Below are 17522 nucleotides of genomic sequence, written 5' to 3' on the forward strand. Positions count from 1 at the left end.
TACAAGCCGCGCTCCGTCAGGGCGCGGTCCAGATGGCGGCGATGCCCTCGTTCTGCGAGGCGCCGCCCGTGGTGTCAATGAAGATGGACCGGATGCGCTTGGTGGACTGGAAGCCCACGAACTCGAAGGCATTGCCCCCCGTATCGAGCACCGCGTCCTCGAAGACCTCCTGGGTGGCGTCCGTGAAGGTCAGGGTCACCTTGTGCTGGGCACGGCTGTTCGTGAGCAGCTCCAGGCCCACGGCGGAGACGGGGCGCAGGAAGGCGATCTCGAAGTCGTCCTCACCGTTGGCGAGAACCGTGGGCTTCACAGGCAGCGGATTCGTGTTGTTGTGATTCCAGCCAGGGCCCACGAAGCAGATCCAGTTGCTGGCGCGAGGCGCCAGGACGTTGACGGTGGGCGCACTGGAGCCCCACGGCAGGTCGATACCCCACTGCGGCTGGATGCAGCTCGACGCCGCTCCTGAGGGATGATCGGGATACGCGTCGAACGCGTCCGCGGGGAACGTGAGCTGGGTGGCCCCGGTGGCCGCCGTGAAGTCCGCTTGCTGGGTGAAGACCTGGGCCAGGTCCGCTTGCTGCGTGCCGAGCACCGCCCCCTCTTCGTCCTGCATCGGGGCGCCGCACGACACCAGGACTCCACAGCGCCTCCGCGGGACAGAACTTCTGGCGGCGGCGTCCGTTGAATGCCGCCATGGCCCACTTCGTCCCGTTTGCCCTGCGCGCGCTCCTGCCGCTGGGGGTCGCAGCAGTCTTCGTGATGGTATCGCCCCAGGTCCAAGCGGCCCGGGCCACCTCGCGCTCCCTGGGGGGCGAAGACCGCTACCTGACCCACGTCACCACCGACAAGCCGCTCTATCGCCCCGGGGAGCAGGTGCTGGTGCGCGGCCTGGTGCTGGAGGCCTCCAGCCGCAAGCCCTACACGGGCTCGCTCCAGGCTCAGGTGGAGGTGCGCGGGCCCAAGGGGGACGTCGTCACCACCAGCACGGCGTCCACGGCGGACGCGGTCTGGGGCTACGCCTGGCCCATCCCCGCCGGCCAGCCCGGCGGTGAGTACACCCTGCGCGTCACCTACCCGTGGACCGGCGCGGCCCCCGCGGAGCGCAAGTTCGACGTGCGCGCCTACCGGGCCCCCCGGCTCAAGTCCCAGATCGAATTCCTCCGGGATGGCTACGGGCCGGGCGACACCGTCACCACCACGCTGGACGTGAAGCGCGCGGAGGGCGGCGTGCCCGAGGGCGCGAAGGTGACGGCCAACGCGCTCGTGGATGGCGCCACCGTGGCGCAGGTGCCGTGCACGGTGGACGCGAAGGGGCGCTGCACGGTGCGCTTCCCGCTGCCCTCGGCGATGGAGCGCGGCGAGGGCACGCTGGCCTTCACCATCGAGGACGGCGGCGTGGTGGAGTCCGCGGCGAAGACGATCCCCATCCTCCTCCAGACGCTGGACCTGGCCCTGTATCCGGAGGGCGGCGACCTGGTGGCGGGGCTCGCCTCGCGCGTCTACTTCGAGGCGCGCACGCCCGCGCGCAAGCCCGCGGACCTGGTGGGCCAGGTGGTGGAGGTGGACAGCGGCAAGGTGGTCGCCCATGTGCGCTCGGAGCACGAAGGCCGTGGACGCTTCGAGCTGACCCCGCAGGCCGGGGTGAAGTACGCGCTGCGCATCGACTCGCCTTCGGGCATCCGCAAGCGCTTCCCTCTGCCGGAGGTGAAGCCGAGGGGCGCCGTCATCCGCGTGCGCGAGGACGTCGTGCCCGCGGGCAAGCTGGTGCAGCTCGTCGTGGGCCTGAACAACGTCGGCCGCGCGACGGTGACGCTGAGCCAGCGCGAGGTGCGCGTCGCGTCGGCGGTGCTGGGCGACGTGCGGGGCGGGCCGGTGACGCTGGATCCGGGCGAGGCGGACGGCGTGCTCGTCGCCACGGTGTGGGACCACGACGGGCGGCCCCTCGCGGAGCGGCTGGTGTTCCGCCAGCCTTCAAAGGAGCTGACGGTGGAGCTGAAGGCGGACCGCACGCGCTACGTGCCTGGGGGCCCGGTGCGGCTCACGGCCCGGACGACGCGCGGCGGCCAGCCGGTCTCCGCGCTGGTGATGCTCACCGTGACGGATGACGCCGTGCTGGAGCTCCAGGAGAAGCGCGACCAGGCGCCCCAACTCCCGGTCATGGTGCTGCTGGAGCCGGAGGTGAAGGAGCTGGCCGACGCGCAGCTCTACCTCGACGCGAAGAACCCGAAGTCGAAGCTGGCGGTGGACCTGCTCCTGGGGACGCAGGGCTGGCGGCGCTTCGCGCTGACCGACACGCAGGGCTTCCTCGCCCGGCATGGTGACGCGGCGATGCGCGTGCTCGCGGTGCGCTGGCCGCGGGAGCCCGTCCGCAAGGCCCGGCCGTCTTCCATCAGCAAGGCCGGACGCGGCGATGTCGAGGGGATGGCCCCGCCCATGATGGACCGGGCCGTGGATGAAGAGGAGGACGCCTTCGCCGGCCTGGCGCTGGACGCGGTCCGCCCCGAAATGGCCCCCGTCGCCGCGGCGGCTCCGCCTCCCATGCCCCCGGCTCGGATGGCTCCGGAAGTGGAGGCCCCGGCCCCCGTGCTCCAGGTGGCGAAGGAGGAAGAGGCGCCGAGGGAGCGGAGGGTCCTTCGCGCGAAGCGGGACATCAACGCCGACGACAAGCAGCTCAGCCAGGGGCAGCTCATCTACCTCCGCGAGTTCGCGCACACCGCGCGGCCGAACCGCAAGGCGGGAGACCGGGTCGACTTCGCGGAGACGCTCTACTGGAACGCTGGCGTGCGCACGGATGCCCGCACTGGCGAGGCGCGGGTGTCCTTCGCGATGAGCGACTCGGTGACGACGTTCAAGGCCTTCGCGGGCGCGGTGGGCGGTGACGGCGCGCTCGGTTCGGCGGTGGCGGAGCTGGAGTCCGTGCAGCCGTTCTACGCGGAGCCCAAGCTGCCGCTCGAGGTGACGTCCGGAGACGTCGTGCGGCTGCCTGTGGCGCTGGTGAACGGGACCGAGGCGTTGCTTCCGGGCGCGGGGGTGAAGGTGGAGCTGAAGGGCGACGTGAAGGTCTCCGGCGGTGCCACGCTGGACCTGGCGTCGCAGGCGCGGGGCCGGCAGCTCTTCTCGCTGGAGATTGGCCAGGAGACCCGGCCGGTGGACGTGAGGCTCACGGCGAGCGCGGGCGAGTACACGGACGTCGTCACCCGCACGCTGTCCATCAAGCCCCGGGGCTTCCCGGGCCGCGTGTCCTTCGGAGGGCTCTTGTCCTCGAAGGGCCCGGCGGCGCACCGGGTGGTGCTGCCCCAGGGCCTGGTGCCCGGCAGCGTGCGGACGTCCATCGCCGTGTACCCGGGCCCGCTGGCCAACATGACGGAGTCGCTGGCCCGCCTCATCCAGGAGCCCTCCGGCTGCTTCGAGCAGACCAGCTCCACGACGTACCCCATGACGATGGCGCAGCAGTACTTCCAGACGCACACCGGCGTGAACCCGGAGTTGGTGGCGAGCGCGCGCGAGAAGCTGGAGCGCGGCTACCAGCGGCTGGTCGGCTACGAGACCTCAGAGAAGGGCTACGAGTGGTTCGGGCAGAACCCGGGCCACGAGGCGCTAACCGCGTTCGGCCTGCTGCACTTCACGGACATGCGCCAGGTGCGCGACGTGGACGCCGGAATGCTGGAGCGCACGCGCGCGTGGCTGCTCCAGCAGCGGGACGGCCAGGGCGGCTTCAACCGCAAGCGCCGCGCGCTGCACGTGTGGGTGGAGGACCCGGACACGTCGAACGCGTACATCGTCTGGACGCTGCTGGAGAGCGCGGGCCAGCCGGCCTCGCAGGCGAAGGAGCTGGCGCGCGAGGTGGCCTCGCTGAAGGCCGCCGCGGCGAAGAGCACCAACAACTACGTGGTGGCCCTGGCGGCCAACGCGCTGGCGCTCGCCGGTGACACCGCCGAGGCCCGGAAGCTGATGGGCCGGCTCGCCTCCGCGCAGGGACAGGACGGCGTGGTGGGCGGCGCGACGCAGTCCATCGTGGGCAGCTCGGGCGAGACGCTGAACATCGAGACCACCGCGCTGGCGGCGTTGGCCTGGATGCGCGACCCCACGTACGTGGGCAACGTGGAGCGCGCGATGAAGTTCCTCGCCGAATCCAGCGACGGAGGCCGCTACGGCGCGACGCAGAGCACGGTGCTCGCGCTGCGCGCCATCATCGCCTACGACAAGGCGCGCGCGTCCAAGCTCACGCCGGGTCAGGTGCGCGTCTACGTGGACGGCCGCCCGGTGGGTGAGCCGGTGCGCTTCGACGGCGCCTCGCAGGAGGCCCTCAAGCTGCCGGACGTGAGCGCGCTCCTGGGCGCGGGGGAGCGCCGCGTGGAGCTGCGGATGGAGGGCGGCGCGGAGCTGCCGTACTCGGTGGAGGTCACCTACAACACGGTGACGCCGGACAGCTCCAAGGACACGGCGGTGACGCTGGAGGTGGCGCTGGCGAAGACGGCCCTCACCGAGGGGGAGCCCACGGAGGCACGCGTGGTGGTGGCCAACCGCACCGGCCAGCGGCTGCCCACGGCGGTGGCCATCTTCGGCGTGCCGGGCGGGCTGGAGGTGCGGCACGACCAGCTCAAGGAGCTGGTGAAGCGCCAGGTGGTGGATGCGTACGAGGTGCTCGGGCGCGACGTCGTCCTGTACTGGCGTGGCATGGAGCCCCACAAGCGCATCGACGTGCCGCTGTCCCTGGTGGCCGCGGTGCCCGGCACCTACACCGGCCCGTCCAGCCGCGCGTACCTGTACTACGCGGACGAGCACAAGGTGTGGAGCGAAGGCGTGAAGGTCTCCATCGCACCAAAGCCGTAGCCGGACCGGATCGACCGGGCCTCCAGCCAGGGATTGGCGGGGATGACGTATAGGCAGGCACCCCAGCCCCTGCTCACGTCCATGGCCCAACGTTCCCAGCCCTCCCGTCCGTCCCAGAGTGGGCGCGCCCTCCTCGTGGCGCTCGCCCTCCTCCTCCCGCTGGCCACCGCGTGTGGTGACGAGGAGCCCATCGAGCAACCCGTCCCCGTCGAGCCCCAGGCCGATGCGGGCGGGCAGGACGCGTCCACCTCGACTCCCGACGCCTCGTGTGCCGGCGCCACCTGCGATGCGGGGACGACCGACCAGGAGCCACCCGACGCGGGCACCGCGGATGGCGGTGCCACGGATGCCGGTGCCACGGATGCCGGCGCTCCGGATGCCGGACCGGACGTGCCCCTGCCCCTCCCTGTCACCTTGAGCGCGCCGTCCGAGCTGCTCGTGCGCGGCGACGACTTCGCGGTCCTGCGTGTGGGCGTTGAGCGGCGCGAGGGCTTCACCGGCCCCGTCACCCTCGCCATTCGCGGCCTGCCCTCCGAGGTCTTCGTGGCGGACCGGTGGGTGTCCGCGGACACGAACGCGGCGGCGCTGGTCGTGAGTGTGTCCGGGCGCGTCGGCCCGGGGACCCGCCTCGACGCCACGCTGGTGGCCACGGCGGAGGGCCGGTCCACCTCGCGGCCCTTGCGGATGGTGGTCGCGGGCCCCTCCTTCACGCTGGACCCCACCTTCCCCGTGGTGCCCCTGGGCTGGACGGACTGGTCGCGGTTCTTCGACGTGCTGCCAGACGGCAAGCTGATCACGGCCTATCCCATCGCCAGCGCCTCCTGGCCGAGCGCCCAGGGCTTCGTGCTCGAGCGCCACCATGCGGATGGCATCCCGGACCTGACGTTCGGAATGCTCGGGTCGGTAACGCACACGCGTCCGGCGGTGTCACACATGCTTGCGTTCAAGGCCCTGCCCACGGGAGGGAGCCTCGTGGCGGGCGCCGCCGCCGACTGCCACGACGGCGACAACGCGACTCCCTGCACCATTCTTGTCTCGCGCCACCTCGCCACGGGCATGCTCGATACGAGCTTCGGGGATGAGGGCGTCGCGTCGACGCGCTTCAATGCCGCTTCCCGTTCCCTCGTGAAGCTCCTCGTGGACGAGGCGGGCCGGGTGTCGGTGGCCCTGACGTACTACGACCCGACCCAAAGCGGACCCTACGTCTTCGCCGTGCAGCGGTGGGAGGCGGATGGCAGGCCCGTCGCGGGGTTCGGGACGGAGGGGCGGGCAACGTACGCGCTCCCGACCTACGAACAGCGCTTCAGCCAGCTCCGCGAGGCCCTCCAGCGGAAGGACGGAACCGTGGTCATCGCCGTCTCGCTCTTCGACACGGTCAGCCCGGGCAACCACGGACTGGGGTTCGTCCGCATGGACGGAAAGACCGGGCAGGCCGAGTGGTCGGTGGAGAGCAGTCCCAATCTCCATCGGAACGTCACCACGGACGGGCACGGCCGGTTCGTCTCACTGCTCAACACGTATGCCCCGGGTTATGAGCTCCTCGTGCAGTGGTACGACGAAACCGGCACGCGCATCTACCGCGGCACGGGAAGCACCACGATGCCGCCGCGCCAGCTCGCCATCGGCTCGGCCAATGAGCTGTTCTTCGATGACGTGGGCACGCCCTACACGGTGGGACAGGTCGAGGTGGGTGGAGGGCTGGGGGTGGTCCGCTTCACCCGGCACGGGGCGGTGGACCCGGGGTTTGGCGTCAACGGCCTCGTCCGCTTGGACGCCCGGCTGAGTTCCGTGTCTGGCTTCATCCGCGAGCCGAATGGCTGTCTGCTCGCGAAGACGGTGCCGGAGCCGGGACTGGTCCGCTTCTGGCCGTGACGCCCCGCTACTCCGCGAGTCGCGCCAGCGCGTCGAACAGGGGATCCTCGACGAAATGAACCGACTCATGGAAGGACTCGGACCTCAGTCCCGGCCAGGCACCGATCCACTGGTAGGGACTGAGCCAGACCGAGCCCTTCGCGTGATCCAGGCGCAGCGCGCCCATCAGGCCCCGCTTGCCCTGCATCACGTTCACGTGCACCACGCGCAAGGTGCCGCTGGAGACCCTTCCCAGGAGCCCTCCGGAGGCATCTCGCGCGGAGAGGTCGTCCTCCGACGGCTCCAGATACATCAGGGGGTCCTTGCAGTAGGTCGAACCGTGAGCATCCACCTTGAAGGCCAGGAAGAGGATTCCAAACAGGCCGAAGAGGAAGCCGAACATCAACAACCCGGTCACGAAGGCCGTGGCGTCGAATCCCGGCCAGCCTTGCAGCAGTGCGAAGCCCACCGAGCACACGAGGGTCGCCGGGCCGATGGTCTTCAGGGCCGCCAGGAAGAAGCGCGCGTGATTCAGCCGCCACAGGGTGTATCGCTGGCGTTCAGGGGAGGATTCCATCCCGCTACGATAGAACGGGGGCCCCTTTCCGCGCCGCGCCCTTGAGATGATCCGTCCCGATTCCGCGGTCATGGCCCTGCTGGCCCGCGTCTACGACTCGCGCAACAACTTCTTCGATGCGGTGGAACTTCAGGTTCTGAGCGCAACTACCGCCGGCCGTCCGGGTTCATGAGGGCTTTCCTGGAGGAATTCCCCATGAAGCGAAGCGGAACAGCGCGGTTCATCTGGGCGTGCGCGGTGTGGGCCCTGGGCAGTGCCGGCTGTGGGCACCCGGAGGACACGTTCGACTCCGGCGATGGGGTGACCTGGGGAACGTCCCAGGCGGCCCTCACCGTGTACGAACAGGCCGCGCTGGACACGGCCAACAACGCGGCGGGCTGCAAGCCGCTTGGGAACTTCTACTGGGAGCTCGGCAACGGGACCGGGCCGATTCATGGCTTCACGAAAGGCAGCGGCGTCACGGCCACGACGGTGATGCCCATCGCGTCCGCGAGCAAATGGCTGTACGCCGGGGCCTACGTGCAGTCCAAGGGGTACGCGAACCTCACCGCGGATGAGAAGAAGCGGCTCAACTTCACCAGCGGCTACATCGACGAGAACACCACCCTGTGTGACGCCGCTGGGACGACCGTCACCGCGTGCTATGGGCCTTCCTTCAAGGACGTCACCTGGCGCCCGCTCCAGATCGGCCGCTTCTTCTACAACGGCGGACACATGCAGAAGCTGGCCCTGGATGACATCGGCGCGCGCCGGGGCACGGGCCTCCTGAGCGTCATGGACTGGCTCAATCCCCTGCTGGGCACCACCTTCCCGGAGTCCGACAGCGACGTCGCCGTGGCGGGTGGTTTCTCCGGCAGCGCGGCGCAGTACCGCGTCTTCCTGCTGAAGCTGCTCAACAACCAGACCGCGCTGTCCTCCAAGCTGACCGTGGACTCCGTTCCCGCCTGGCCGGGAGGCCCCAACGTGGCCTCCACGCCGTGGTCCGGCGCGGGCGAGGCCTACTACGGGCTCGGGCACTGGATTGAAGGTGAGACCGTCGGCGGCACCTGGACCGTGACGGGCCACTCGTCGGCCGGGGCCTTCGGCTTCTATCCGTGGGTGAACGCGGCCAGGACCCGGTACATGGTCCTGGCGCGCAGCCGTCAGTTGGGCAACGAGGAGGGCGAGAAGTCACGCGCCTGCGCCCAGACCGTCCTCAAGGCGTACGACACGGGCGTGGCTCAACCCTGAGTCACGGAGTAGCACCCCGGGCGAACATCCGGCCCAGCCAGGCGTCGCGCGTCGAAATGCAGGCGCGCGCCACGTCGGACTGAGGGGCGATGTCGTAGAAGCCGTGGAAGGCTCCGCCCCAGACGTGCAGCTCACACTCACCCCCTGCCGCCAGGATGCCGCGCGCATACGCGACGGCTTCATCCCGGAACGTCTCCCCTGCCGCGACGTCGATGAAGGTCGGCGGCAGCCCTCGCAGGTCCGTGGCACGCGCGGGCGCGGAATAGGGAGACACGTCCGGGCCTCCACAGCGCTCGCCCAGCACCGCGCGCCACGCCGTCAGGTTACTGGTGCGGTCCCAGACTCCGACGCCGTCATACCGGTGGGCGGACTCCGTCTCGTTGCGGTCGTCCAGCATCGGGCATTGCAGCAGTTGCCCCAACAGCTTCGGGCCCTGCCGATCCCGGGCCAGGAGCGTGGTTCCCGCCGCGAGCCCACCCCCGCCGCTCCCGCCGAAGATGACGAGCTGGTTCGGATCAAACCGCAGCCGGTCGGCGTTCGCCGTTATCCACACCAGCCCGGCGTAACAGTCCTCCACCAAGGTCGGCGCCGGGTGCTCGGGAGCCAGCCGGTATTCCACCGTCACGCAGACCGCGTCATGACGGAGCGCCCAGTCCACGAGCGGCTTCGCTCCCGCGAAGCGGGTCCCCATCACCATCCCGCCGCCATGGATGTGATAGACGGCCGGCCCCGGAACCGAGTGGCCCTGCCGGGCAATGACGGAGACGGTAATCTCGGCGCCCTGATAGCCGGGGATGCGGTGGTCGACGCAGTGGACCTTCGCGTCCCCCAGCAGGTCCTCCCGCGTCACCCGGCTCAAGCCACGGAAGTGCTCCAACTGCGCCAGCGTCATCCTCCGGGGCACATACCCCTCCAGCGCGGGCAGGAGCGCGGCCAGCTGAGGATCGAAGTCGATGGGGAGAGTGCTCATCCCCGGAGAGGATCAAGCCCCGGCGCTCGCGTCAAATGATCTTGAGAGACAGCGGGCCGGGCGCCCTCCCCGCCCCTGGTCCGCCCCGGGCCAACTGGCTAGCATCCATCGCCCCCGTCACCTGAAGGGAAGCCATGTCGAAGCAGTGGGTACTTTCCGGCGCCGGGGCCACCTACGTTGTCGTCCTGTGGAACGACGCGGAGGCGAAGAACACGAGCCGCCGGGTCGCTCCCGCCGTGATGCAGATGTGCCTCGACGGGTGGATGCGCACGCACCGGCAGGCCCTCCGGGAGATGTACACCGCCTGCGCGGCGACGCCGGGCTCCGCGACGTGGCCGGCCGACCCCGTGATGAAGCAGCGCCTGGCGGATGCCTTCAAGACGGGGAAGCTCGTGGGGCTGACGCGCGCCAACACCCCAGCGGTCATCAAGCCCGCGGCCCCCCTGCCCGTACGGCCTCCGGACGGCCCGCCCGCGAATGGGGTGGGCATCGTCATGTGGAACAAGTCGCCCCCCCTCCAGCTGCGCTCCAGCCCCGAGCAGGGCAACAACGTCCTCGGGACCCTGGCGTTCAACACCCCCGTGCAGGTGATTGCGCAGATGCCCGGCGGCTGGCTGTCGGTGAGCACGCGGGACGGGCGCGTGGGCTTCGTCTCCGGCGACTACGTCTGGTCCGCGCCGCGCCACCCGATGCCCGAACCGAACGCCCGGCTCCACCGCGTCGTCAGCGGCGTGAGCGGCACGGCCATCGCCATCGCGGAGGCGTACTACGGCGACGTCGCGCAGGCGTGGGGCGCGGACCTGCGCTTCTTCGTGGCCGTGCTCGCCCAGGTCAACCGGCGGGCCATTCCCAACACCACGGCGGGCTGGAAGTCGCTCGAGTTCAAGGCCGACACGTACATCTGGATCCCCAGCAAGGACTTCGCCAAGGGGCTGCGCGGCTCGGTCAACTCGGGTTCGTACAGCTTCAACGTGGTGGACGCGTTCGCCTCCGGCTTCCAGCGGGTGGCCGAGCTGCTGAGCGACATCTGGGAGGCCATCAAGCTGTCGCTGAAGTACATCCCCGAGGCAGTCACCCGGCACGTCGAGCAGGCCCTGCGCACTGTCCTCATCGCGCTCCTCGAGATGGCGGTGGGCGCCATCCTCTTCCTCGCCATCTGCACGGCGGTCGGTGCCGCGCTGGGCGCGCTCGCGGGCGGTGCGGGCGCCGCGCCGGGTGCGGCCGCGGGGTTCGAGGTCGGGCTCGCGCTCCTGGAATGGATGGGATTGGCCTTCCTGGCCAAGTGGATCTTCGACTCGCTCAAGAAGATCGGCTCCGCGTTCGGGAAGTTCTTCAGCAAGGTGTGGGACGCACGCGGGAACGCGCAGCGGCTGGAGGAGGCGGCGCTCGAACTGGCCGAGACCATCGGGGTCCTCGCGGGCGTCCTGGTCGAGGTGCTGGCGATGTGGGCCGCGGCCAAGGGTGTTGGCGCCGCGCTCAAGGCGCTCAAGGGCACCGCTGTGGAGAAGGCCTTCGGCTCGACCCGGCTGGCGTCGTGGCTCAAGGAACGCGCCGCCAATCACGCCGCGGGCAAGTCCCCGGTGCCCGGGCCCCGCCAGGTGGCCAGACGCCTGCGCGAGCGCGAAAAGCCCCCTTCGCCCACCATCGCGGAGCTCGCCGAGCAGGCCGCGCCCCTCTACGAGAAGGAGCTGGCGCCCGCTCGCAACCTGATTGCACGGGTGTTCAAGGAGATGGGGTCAGTGCAGGCGCGCGCGAAGGATCCCGTCTCCGCGGCCAACCGGTTGCAGCGCGCGGTCGACCGGTTCGGCGCGAAGGTCTCCACGGTCCAGGAGGCCATCGCGAACCTCTGGGATGCCATTGGCACGCGGCTCGTCCTGTCGGACACGTCACCGGCGGCGATGACGCGGGTGGTGAACCGGCTCGCGGAGGCCATCCGGCTGGGGGAGATGGAGGTCATCGAGATCAACAACCTCCACGGGCCCGGGGGAAAACCCTATTTCACCGCCGAGCACCTGGAGATGTTGCAGGTCGCGGCGATGGAAGGCGGGAAGCCGCCCCTGCGCATCACCGAGTCCAAGCTGATGGACAGCGGCTACACGGTGGTGTGCGCCTACCTGAAGCACGGCAACGGCGTGCGCGGCGAGTTGCAGATCATCGGCAAGGAGGTGCTGACGATCGCCAACGCCGAGCACATCCCCTACGACGTGTTGCTGGGCAAGCCGCTCGTGCGCAACGTGCCGAAGGCCGCGGAGGTCGAGCTCCAGGCCCTGGTCAAGCCCGTGGAGGCCGCCATGTCCTCGCTGACCAAGGCGCAGGAGGCGCAGTATCTCCAGTACCTCAACCAGGCCTACATCCACGCCCGCATGATGGAGCTGGGGCAGGCGTCCAACGCGCCCCCGCTGCCTCCGGGGCTGAGCCCGGTCTTGAGCATCGAACGGATCCAGGCGCTCGAGCGCGCCATCGCGGCCATCAAGGCCCGGTACAAATCTCCCTGAGGCCCCCATGCAGATCGTCCTGAACGAACAGAAGCTGCAACAGGCGATTGGCGCCGCGCTCCACGAGCTGTCGGGGCGCGCGCTCCAGGGCGTGCCCGACACGGGGACCTTCACCGCGGTGAGCACCCGCTTCGCGGGCGGAGCGCTCGTGGAGGGCGTGGGCGACGTCGAGCTCCGGGTGGCCCCGCTGACCGGGGACAAGGGCAAGCTGGAGCGCTTCTTCGAGGTGCGGGTCTCCACCCCCAGCGGCGGCAGTCACTCCTCCACCTGGGTGTTCTACGGGAAGACGGCCGCCCTCAAGGAGGTGCTCAAGAACGAGGCGCCCCTGAAGGGAAAGATCCGCGCGGCCATCGTGGCGGAGGCGGAGTCCCTCCAGCGCAACGAGCTGGGGTGAGGCGATGCCTCAAGCGTCGCTGAAGCTCGCGGTCAGGGCGTGATGGTCGGAGGCCGTGCCCACGTCCACCACCTGAGCCGAGATCAGCCGCCGGGCCAGCGCGGGCGAGGCGAAGACGTAGTCGGTGCGGAAGTCGAGGACCTCGCCCTCGCGTTGGCGCCGGGCAGTGGCCCACTGGGAGGAACCCGGCTTGAGGCGCAGCGTGTCCCGCCAGCCGAAGCCCTCCAGGTCGTCGATGACGTCGAAGCGTGGCGGGTGGCCGTACTTGTCCACCCTGGCGCGGCGGACGCGATCCGCCAGGTCCACCGGATAGGGGTCCGAGCGCGACAGGGAGTTGAGGTCCCCGGCCAGGAGGAAGGCCCGCGAACCGAAGGCCGCGGGCTCGATGAGGGAGCGCAGGTAGCGCGCCTCCACGAAGCGCAGGGACTCATGGTGGGAGTCGAAGTGGGCCGCGAAGACGGTCAGCGGCTCCGCGCCCGTCTCCAGCTCGCATTCAAGGAGGCAATGGCCGATGAAGTGGGCATCCGCGTGGGCGCGGACCGAGCGCAGGGGCCAGCGGCTCGCGACGGCGACGTGGTAGCGGCTGCCACTGGGACGGGCACGCGCGGTGCCCAGCCGCACGTGGGCGTCGGTGGCGGGGAGGCCGAGCGTGGCGGCGACCTGACGGAGCCGCTCGCCGTCCTCCCACCCCAGGCACTCCTGCAGCACGAGCACGTCCGGGTTCTCGCGAGCAATGAGGGCCAGGAGCAGCGGCATGCGCTCCTCGCCTCCCATCAGGATGTTGAGCGTCATCACCTTCAGCGGCATGCCGGACAGACTACCCCCGCCGACGTCCAGCGGGGCTCTCGTTCATGGCGCGTGACGAGCCGCTCGGCCTACTGCACCTGCTGCGGCTCCTGCGCGCAGAGGAACTTCCAGGTGAGCGAGTAGGCCGACGTCGCGCCCCAATTGATCAAGTAGGTCGAAGGCGGGCAGCCCCATTCGCGTTCGCCCACCAGCACCGTCTTGGAGCTGTCGGTGTAGTAGCTCACGTGCGTTCCATACTGGAGGCCGCCAATGGGGCCCAGTTGGGTCGCGTCATCCACGGTCGGCGTGGGAGGAGTCTGGGTTTCGCCCTCCTCCAGTCCAGCGCCACATCCCGCCAATTGGAGTGAAAAGACCGCCAGGGAAGAAATCAGCAGACGCTTCATCGGGCATCTCTCCTATTTCTAGCGTGAAGCGCGATCCTACATGAAAGGCTCTCCCCATGGACTCTCAGGAGAACAGCAGCCTGCGAAGCGTGTTGTTGACGCAACTCGACACGGCCTGGGCGCTCACCCAATACCATCTCAATGGGCTGACGACGCGGGAGTGCCTCCTGAGGCCCGCGCGCAAGGGGCTGCACGTGGAGCAAGGCCAGGACGGCGTCTGGCGCGCCGAGTGGCCGGAGTCGGAGGCCTATGACATCGGGCCCGCATCCATCGCCTGGCTGACGTGGCACATGGGCTTCTGGTGGTCGATGGTGCACGACCACTCGTTTGGCGCGGGTGCGCGGAAGCGCGAGGACGTGCACTGGCCCGGAACCGCCGAGGGCGTCCAGGCCTGGATCACATGCCTGCACGACCAGTGGCGCGGCGCCGTCATGGGACTGGACGACGCCGAGTTGCACTCGACGAAGCGCACGCGGTGGCCCCTGGAGGGCAGGCCCTTCGCGGACATCGTCGCGTGGGTGAACCTGGAGCTGATGAAGAACGCGGCGGAGCTGGGCTACGCGCGCTTCGTCCTGGCCGTGGCGGACAGATAGGGCTGAGCTATACCGGGACGATCCACGCGGAATGAAGCCGCTCATCGACTGGCTCGCGCACCACCGCGCGTTCTGGTCCGAGCACGTCGACCGCCTCGAACAACTGCTGGAGACAATGGACCCATGACCTCCTCCGACAAGACCGCCTCGCAGCGCCGTTCGAATCCCGCGGACAGCCATGACCTGATCCGCGTCCAGGGGGCTCGCGAGAACAACCTCAAGGACGTCAGCGTGGAACTGCCCAAGCGGCGGCTCACCGTCTTCACCGGCGTCTCCGGCTCCGGCAAGTCTTCGCTCGTCTTCGGCACCATCGCCGCGGAGTCGCAGCGGTTGATCAACGAGACCTACAGCGCGTTCGTCCAGGGCTTCATGCCCACGCTGGGCCGCCCCGAGGTCGATGTCCTGGAAGGCCTGACCACCGCCATCATCGTCGACCAGGAGCGCATGGGCGCCAACTCCCGCTCGACGGTCGGCACCGCGACGGACGCCAACGCCATGCTGCGCGTGCTGTTCAGCCGCCTGGGCAAGCCGCACATCGGTTCGTCCAACGCCTTCTCCTTCAACGTCCCGTCGGTCCGCGCCACCGGCGAGATGACCGTCGAGAAGGGCGAGGGCAGCAAGACCGAGAAGAAGGTCTTCAACGTCACCGGCGGCATGTGTCCCAAGTGCGAGGGCATGGGGCAGGTCAGCGACATCGATCTGACCCAGCTCTATGACGACAGCAAGTCGCTCAACGAGGGCGCCATCACCATCCCCGGCTACACCGCGGACGGCTGGCTCGTGCGCATCTTCGGGGCCTCGGGATTCCTCGACCCGGACAAGCCGATCCGCAAGTACACCCGGCAGGAGCTTCACGACTTCCTCCACAAGGAACCGACCAAGGTGAAGGTCGAGAAGATGAACCTCACCTACGAGGGGCTCATCCCGAGGATCCAGAAGTCGTTCCTGTCCAAGGACGTGGACGCCATGCAGCCGCACATCCGTGCCTTCGTGGAGCGCGCGGTCACCTTCACCGCCTGCCCCGAATGCAAGGGCACCCGGCTCAGCGAGGCCGCCCGGTCCTCCAAGATCAAGGGCATCAACATCGCCGACGCCTGCGCGATGCAGATCAGCGATCTGGCCGAGTGGGTGCGCGGCCTGGACTCGCCGTCCGTCGCTCCGCTGCTGGCGTCGCTGCGGCACACGCTCGAATCGTTCGTGGAGATCGGCCTGGGCTATCTCAGCCTCGACCGGCCCGCCGGCACGCTGTCGGGCGGTGAGGCGCAGCGCACCAAGATGATCCGCCACCTCGGGTCCTCGCTCACCGACGTGACCTACGTCTTCGACGAGCCGACGGTTGGCCTGCACCCGCACGACATCCAGCGGATGAACGAGCTGCTGCTGCGCCTGCGCGACAAGGGCAACACCGTGCTCGTGGTCGAGCACAAGCCGGAGATGATCGCGATCGCCGACCACGTCGTCGACCTGGGCCCCGGCGCCGGCACCGCTGGCGGCGAAATCGTCTTCGAAGGCACCGTCGAAGCCCTCCGCGCCAGCGACACGCTCACCGGGCGCCACCTGAGCGACCGGGTCGCCCTGAAGCCGTCCGTGCGCAAGTCCTTTGGCGTCTTGAAGGTGCGCGGCGCCAACACGCACAACCTGAAGAAGGTCGACGTCGACATCCCGCTCGGCGTGCTGGTGGTGGTGACGGGCGTGGCCGGGTCGGGCAAGAGCTCGCTGATCCACGGCTCGGTGGGCACCCGGGACGGGGTGGTGTCCATCGACCAGGCCCCGATTCGCGGCTCGCGGCGCAGCAACCCCGCGACGTACACCGACCTGCTGGAGCCGATCCGCAAGGCCTTCGCGAAGGCCAACGGCGTGAAGCCCGCGCTGTTCAGCGCCAACTCCGAGGGCGCCTGCCCGACCTGCAACGGCGCGGGCGTCATCTACACCGACCTGGCGATGATGGCCGGCGTCACCACGGTCTGCGAGGACTGCGAAGGCCGGCGGTTCCAGGCGTCGGTGCTGGAGTACAAGCTCGGTGGGCTCAACATCGCCCAGGTGCTCGACCTGCCCGTGAAGGACGCGGTCGCCTTCTTCGGCTCAGGCAAGGCGCAGACGCCGGCCGCGTCGGCCATCCTCCAGCGCATGGCCGACGTGGGTCTCGGCTACCTCCGGCTCGGCCAGCCGCTCACCACGCTGTCGGGTGGCGAGCGGCAGCGGCTCAAGCTCGCGACGCACATGGGGGACGAAGGCGGCATCTACGTGCTCGATGAGCCGACCACTGGCCTGCACCTGGCTGACCTTCAGCAGTTGCTCGGGCTGTTGGACCGGCTGGTGGACGCTGGGAAGTCCGTCATCGTGATCGAGCACAACCAGGCGGTGATGGCGCACGCGGACTGGATCATCGACCTGGGGCCGGGGGCGGGCCACGACGGCGGACGCATCGTGTTCGAAGGCATCCCGGCGGACCTGGTCGCGGCGAAGTCGACGCTGACCGGCAAGCACCTGGCGGAGTTCGTCGGCAGCGCGTCGAAGGCTGCCGCTGTGAAGGCCCCCGAGCCGACCCGGGCGCGTTCCCAGAAGCGATCTTCCTGAAATGGTAGCGTTCCCCCGGCAGTCGTCCCGACACCGGGGGAATCATGGCCATCACGATGTCACCGCAGGAGTACGCCACGGCGTTTCGCATTCTCGCGGCGTCCGCAAGGCATCCGACGAACATCCACCACATCGTCACGGAGCGGCTGTTCCCAGGTCTCCCCGAGCACCCCACCCTGCTGGATGTCGGGGCGGGGGCCGGCAAGGTCGCGGAACGGCTCGCGCCGCATTTCGACTCGCTCACCCTGCTGGAGCCCCACCCCGAGCAGAGCTCCGGCTTCCATCATGAGAAGGCGACGGTCCTCCCTGTCTCCCTGGAGCGGTATGTCTCCAATGACAGATACGACCTGGTCGTCTGCTCGCACGTCCTGTATCACGTGCCTGTTTCCGAGTGGGGAGGCTTCATTGACAGACTGCTTGGCTTCGTGCGGCCCGGCGGAAGCTGTCTGATTGTGATGGCCGCCGCCCGGGGGCCGACCCATGCGATGTGCCGGGAGTTCTCGGACTCCCTGCACTTCAGCGAAGAGGTCGCCGCTGAATTGCAGCGCAAGGGTTTGCCCCACGAGTCGATCGCGACGATGAGCGGGTTCGCCGCGAAGACCTTCGACGAGATGTACACGCTCTGCCGCTTCCTCGTGCTGGAGGGGTGTTTCACGGCCGCGCAACTGGCGGCCCTGACCCCAGATGAGGCGCGAAGGCTCGATGCGCGAATCCGTGCCCATGCCGAGCGTTGCCTGCAACCTGACGGAACGTACCGGCTGGAACAGGACGAGGATGTGATCCTCATCCCCCGGTAGCCGCCACGCTCCCCC

General features: G+C 69.4%; 13 protein-coding genes. 8 read left to right on the forward strand and 5 right to left on the reverse strand.

Annotated features, from left to right (window positions below):
- Positions 1-16: 16 nt before the first annotated feature.
- The gene (locus tag JYJ93_RS26065; protein WP_206796000.1) at positions 17-613 is read right to left on the reverse strand and encodes a hypothetical protein; all 597 of its coding nucleotides are present in this window, start codon (positions 611-613) and stop codon (positions 17-19) included.
- An 80-nt stretch (positions 614-693) separates the two neighbouring features.
- Between JYJ93_RS26065 and JYJ93_RS26070 the strand changes: the two genes are divergently transcribed.
- Together JYJ93_RS26070 and JYJ93_RS26075 are read left to right on the forward strand one after the other, a co-directional pair.
- Complete coding sequence (locus JYJ93_RS26070) at positions 694-4833, forward strand: MG2 domain-containing protein (protein WP_206796002.1); 4140 nt, start codon at positions 694-696, stop codon at positions 4831-4833.
- Between the two features lie 42 nt (positions 4834-4875).
- On the forward strand, positions 4876-6705 hold the full coding sequence (locus tag JYJ93_RS26075) for a hypothetical protein (RefSeq protein ID WP_206800724.1): 1830 nt from the start codon (positions 4876-4878) through the stop codon (positions 6703-6705).
- Positions 6706-6712: 7 nt separating this feature from the next.
- Here the strand turns inward: JYJ93_RS26075 and JYJ93_RS26080 are convergent, their stop codons facing one another.
- The gene (locus tag JYJ93_RS26080; protein ID WP_206796004.1) at positions 6713-7261 is read right to left on the reverse strand and encodes a hypothetical protein; all 549 of its coding nucleotides are present in this window, start codon (positions 7259-7261) and stop codon (positions 6713-6715) included.
- A 195-nt stretch (positions 7262-7456) separates the two neighbouring features.
- Between JYJ93_RS26080 and JYJ93_RS26085 the strand changes: the two genes are divergently transcribed.
- Positions 7457-8491: a hypothetical protein gene (locus JYJ93_RS26085; protein WP_206796006.1), complete on the forward strand. Its 1035-nt coding sequence runs from the start codon at positions 7457-7459 to the stop codon at positions 8489-8491.
- A 1-nt stretch (position 8492) separates the two neighbouring features.
- Here JYJ93_RS26085 and JYJ93_RS26090 read toward each other — a convergent pair whose 3' ends face one another.
- Positions 8493-9461 carry an alpha/beta hydrolase gene (locus JYJ93_RS26090; protein ID WP_206796014.1) on the reverse strand — a complete coding sequence of 323 codons (969 nt, stop codon included), beginning with the start codon at positions 9459-9461 and terminating at the stop codon, positions 8493-8495.
- Positions 9462-9595: 134 nt separating this feature from the next.
- Here JYJ93_RS26090 and JYJ93_RS26095 point away from each other — a divergent pair, with 134 nt between their 5' ends.
- Together JYJ93_RS26095 and JYJ93_RS26100 are read left to right on the forward strand one after the other, a co-directional pair.
- Complete coding sequence (locus JYJ93_RS26095; protein ID WP_206796016.1) at positions 9596-11956, forward strand: SH3 domain-containing protein; 2361 nt, start codon at positions 9596-9598, stop codon at positions 11954-11956.
- 7 nt (positions 11957-11963) lie between these two features.
- On the forward strand, positions 11964-12350 hold the full coding sequence (locus JYJ93_RS26100; RefSeq protein ID WP_206796018.1) for a hypothetical protein: 387 nt from the start codon (positions 11964-11966) through the stop codon (positions 12348-12350).
- A gap of 9 nt (positions 12351-12359) precedes the next feature.
- On the opposite strand, the gene JYJ93_RS26105 is transcribed toward JYJ93_RS26100, so the two are convergent.
- Both JYJ93_RS26105 and JYJ93_RS26110 read right to left on the reverse strand, forming a co-directional pair.
- Entirely contained in the window at positions 12360-13157 is a 798-nt protein-coding gene (locus JYJ93_RS26105) for an endonuclease/exonuclease/phosphatase family protein (RefSeq protein ID WP_206796020.1), read from the reverse strand.
- A gap of 68 nt (positions 13158-13225) precedes the next feature.
- A complete protein-coding gene (locus JYJ93_RS26110; RefSeq protein WP_206796022.1) occupies positions 13226-13540 on the reverse strand; it encodes a hypothetical protein in 315 nt (104 codons plus the stop codon).
- Positions 13541-13596: 56 nt separating this feature from the next.
- On the opposite strand from JYJ93_RS26110, the gene JYJ93_RS26115 reads away from it, so the two are divergent.
- The 3 genes from JYJ93_RS26115 (at position 13597) to JYJ93_RS26130 (ending at position 17507) form a co-directional block, all read left to right on the forward strand.
- Entirely contained in the window at positions 13597-14133 is a 537-nt protein-coding gene (locus JYJ93_RS26115; protein WP_206796024.1) for a DinB family protein, read from the forward strand.
- Positions 14134-14256: 123 nt separating this feature from the next.
- Positions 14257-16710, forward strand: coding sequence for an excinuclease ABC subunit UvrA (locus JYJ93_RS26125; RefSeq protein ID WP_206796026.1), 2454 nt, complete (start codon positions 14257-14259; stop codon positions 16708-16710).
- Between the two features lie 44 nt (positions 16711-16754).
- Positions 16755-17507 carry a class I SAM-dependent methyltransferase gene (locus tag JYJ93_RS26130; RefSeq protein WP_206796028.1) on the forward strand — a complete coding sequence of 251 codons (753 nt, stop codon included), beginning with the start codon at positions 16755-16757 and terminating at the stop codon, positions 17505-17507.
- The last annotated feature ends 15 nt before the right edge of the window (positions 17508-17522 follow it).

This window comes from Corallococcus sp. NCSPR001 (assembly GCF_017309135.1).
In the GTDB taxonomy this organism is placed as follows: Bacteria; Myxococcota; Myxococcia; order Myxococcales; family Myxococcaceae; genus Corallococcus.

Excerpts from the sequence above, each read along its gene's own strand:
- JYJ93_RS26075 (WP_206800724.1), top strand. The coding sequence starts at position 4,876 with ATGACGTATAGGCAGGCACCCCAGCCCCTGCTCACGTCCATGGCCCAA.
- JYJ93_RS26115 (WP_206796024.1), top strand. The coding sequence starts at position 13,597 with ATGGACTCTCAGGAGAACAGCAGCCTGCGAAGCGTGTTGTTGACGCAA.
- JYJ93_RS26100 (WP_206796018.1), top strand. The coding sequence starts at position 11,964 with ATGCAGATCGTCCTGAACGAACAGAAGCTGCAACAGGCGATTGGCGCC.
- JYJ93_RS26110 (WP_206796022.1), bottom strand. The coding sequence starts at position 13,540 with ATGAAGCGTCTGCTGATTTCTTCCCTGGCGGTCTTTTCACTCCAATTG.
- JYJ93_RS26130 (WP_206796028.1), top strand. The coding sequence starts at position 16,755 with ATGGCCATCACGATGTCACCGCAGGAGTACGCCACGGCGTTTCGCATT.
- JYJ93_RS26095 (WP_206796016.1), top strand. The coding sequence starts at position 9,596 with ATGTCGAAGCAGTGGGTACTTTCCGGCGCCGGGGCCACCTACGTTGTC.
- JYJ93_RS26085 (WP_206796006.1), top strand. The coding sequence starts at position 7,457 with ATGAAGCGAAGCGGAACAGCGCGGTTCATCTGGGCGTGCGCGGTGTGG.
- JYJ93_RS26090 (WP_206796014.1), bottom strand. The coding sequence starts at position 9,461 with ATGAGCACTCTCCCCATCGACTTCGATCCTCAGCTGGCCGCGCTCCTG.
- JYJ93_RS26125 (WP_206796026.1), top strand. The coding sequence starts at position 14,257 with ATGACCTCCTCCGACAAGACCGCCTCGCAGCGCCGTTCGAATCCCGCG.
- JYJ93_RS26065 (WP_206796000.1), bottom strand. The coding sequence starts at position 613 with ATGCAGGACGAAGAGGGGGCGGTGCTCGGCACGCAGCAAGCGGACCTG.
- JYJ93_RS26080 (WP_206796004.1), bottom strand. The coding sequence starts at position 7,261 with ATGGAATCCTCCCCTGAACGCCAGCGATACACCCTGTGGCGGCTGAAT.
- JYJ93_RS26105 (WP_206796020.1), bottom strand. The coding sequence starts at position 13,157 with ATGCCGCTGAAGGTGATGACGCTCAACATCCTGATGGGAGGCGAGGAG.
- JYJ93_RS26070 (WP_206796002.1), top strand. The coding sequence starts at position 694 with ATGGCCCACTTCGTCCCGTTTGCCCTGCGCGCGCTCCTGCCGCTGGGG.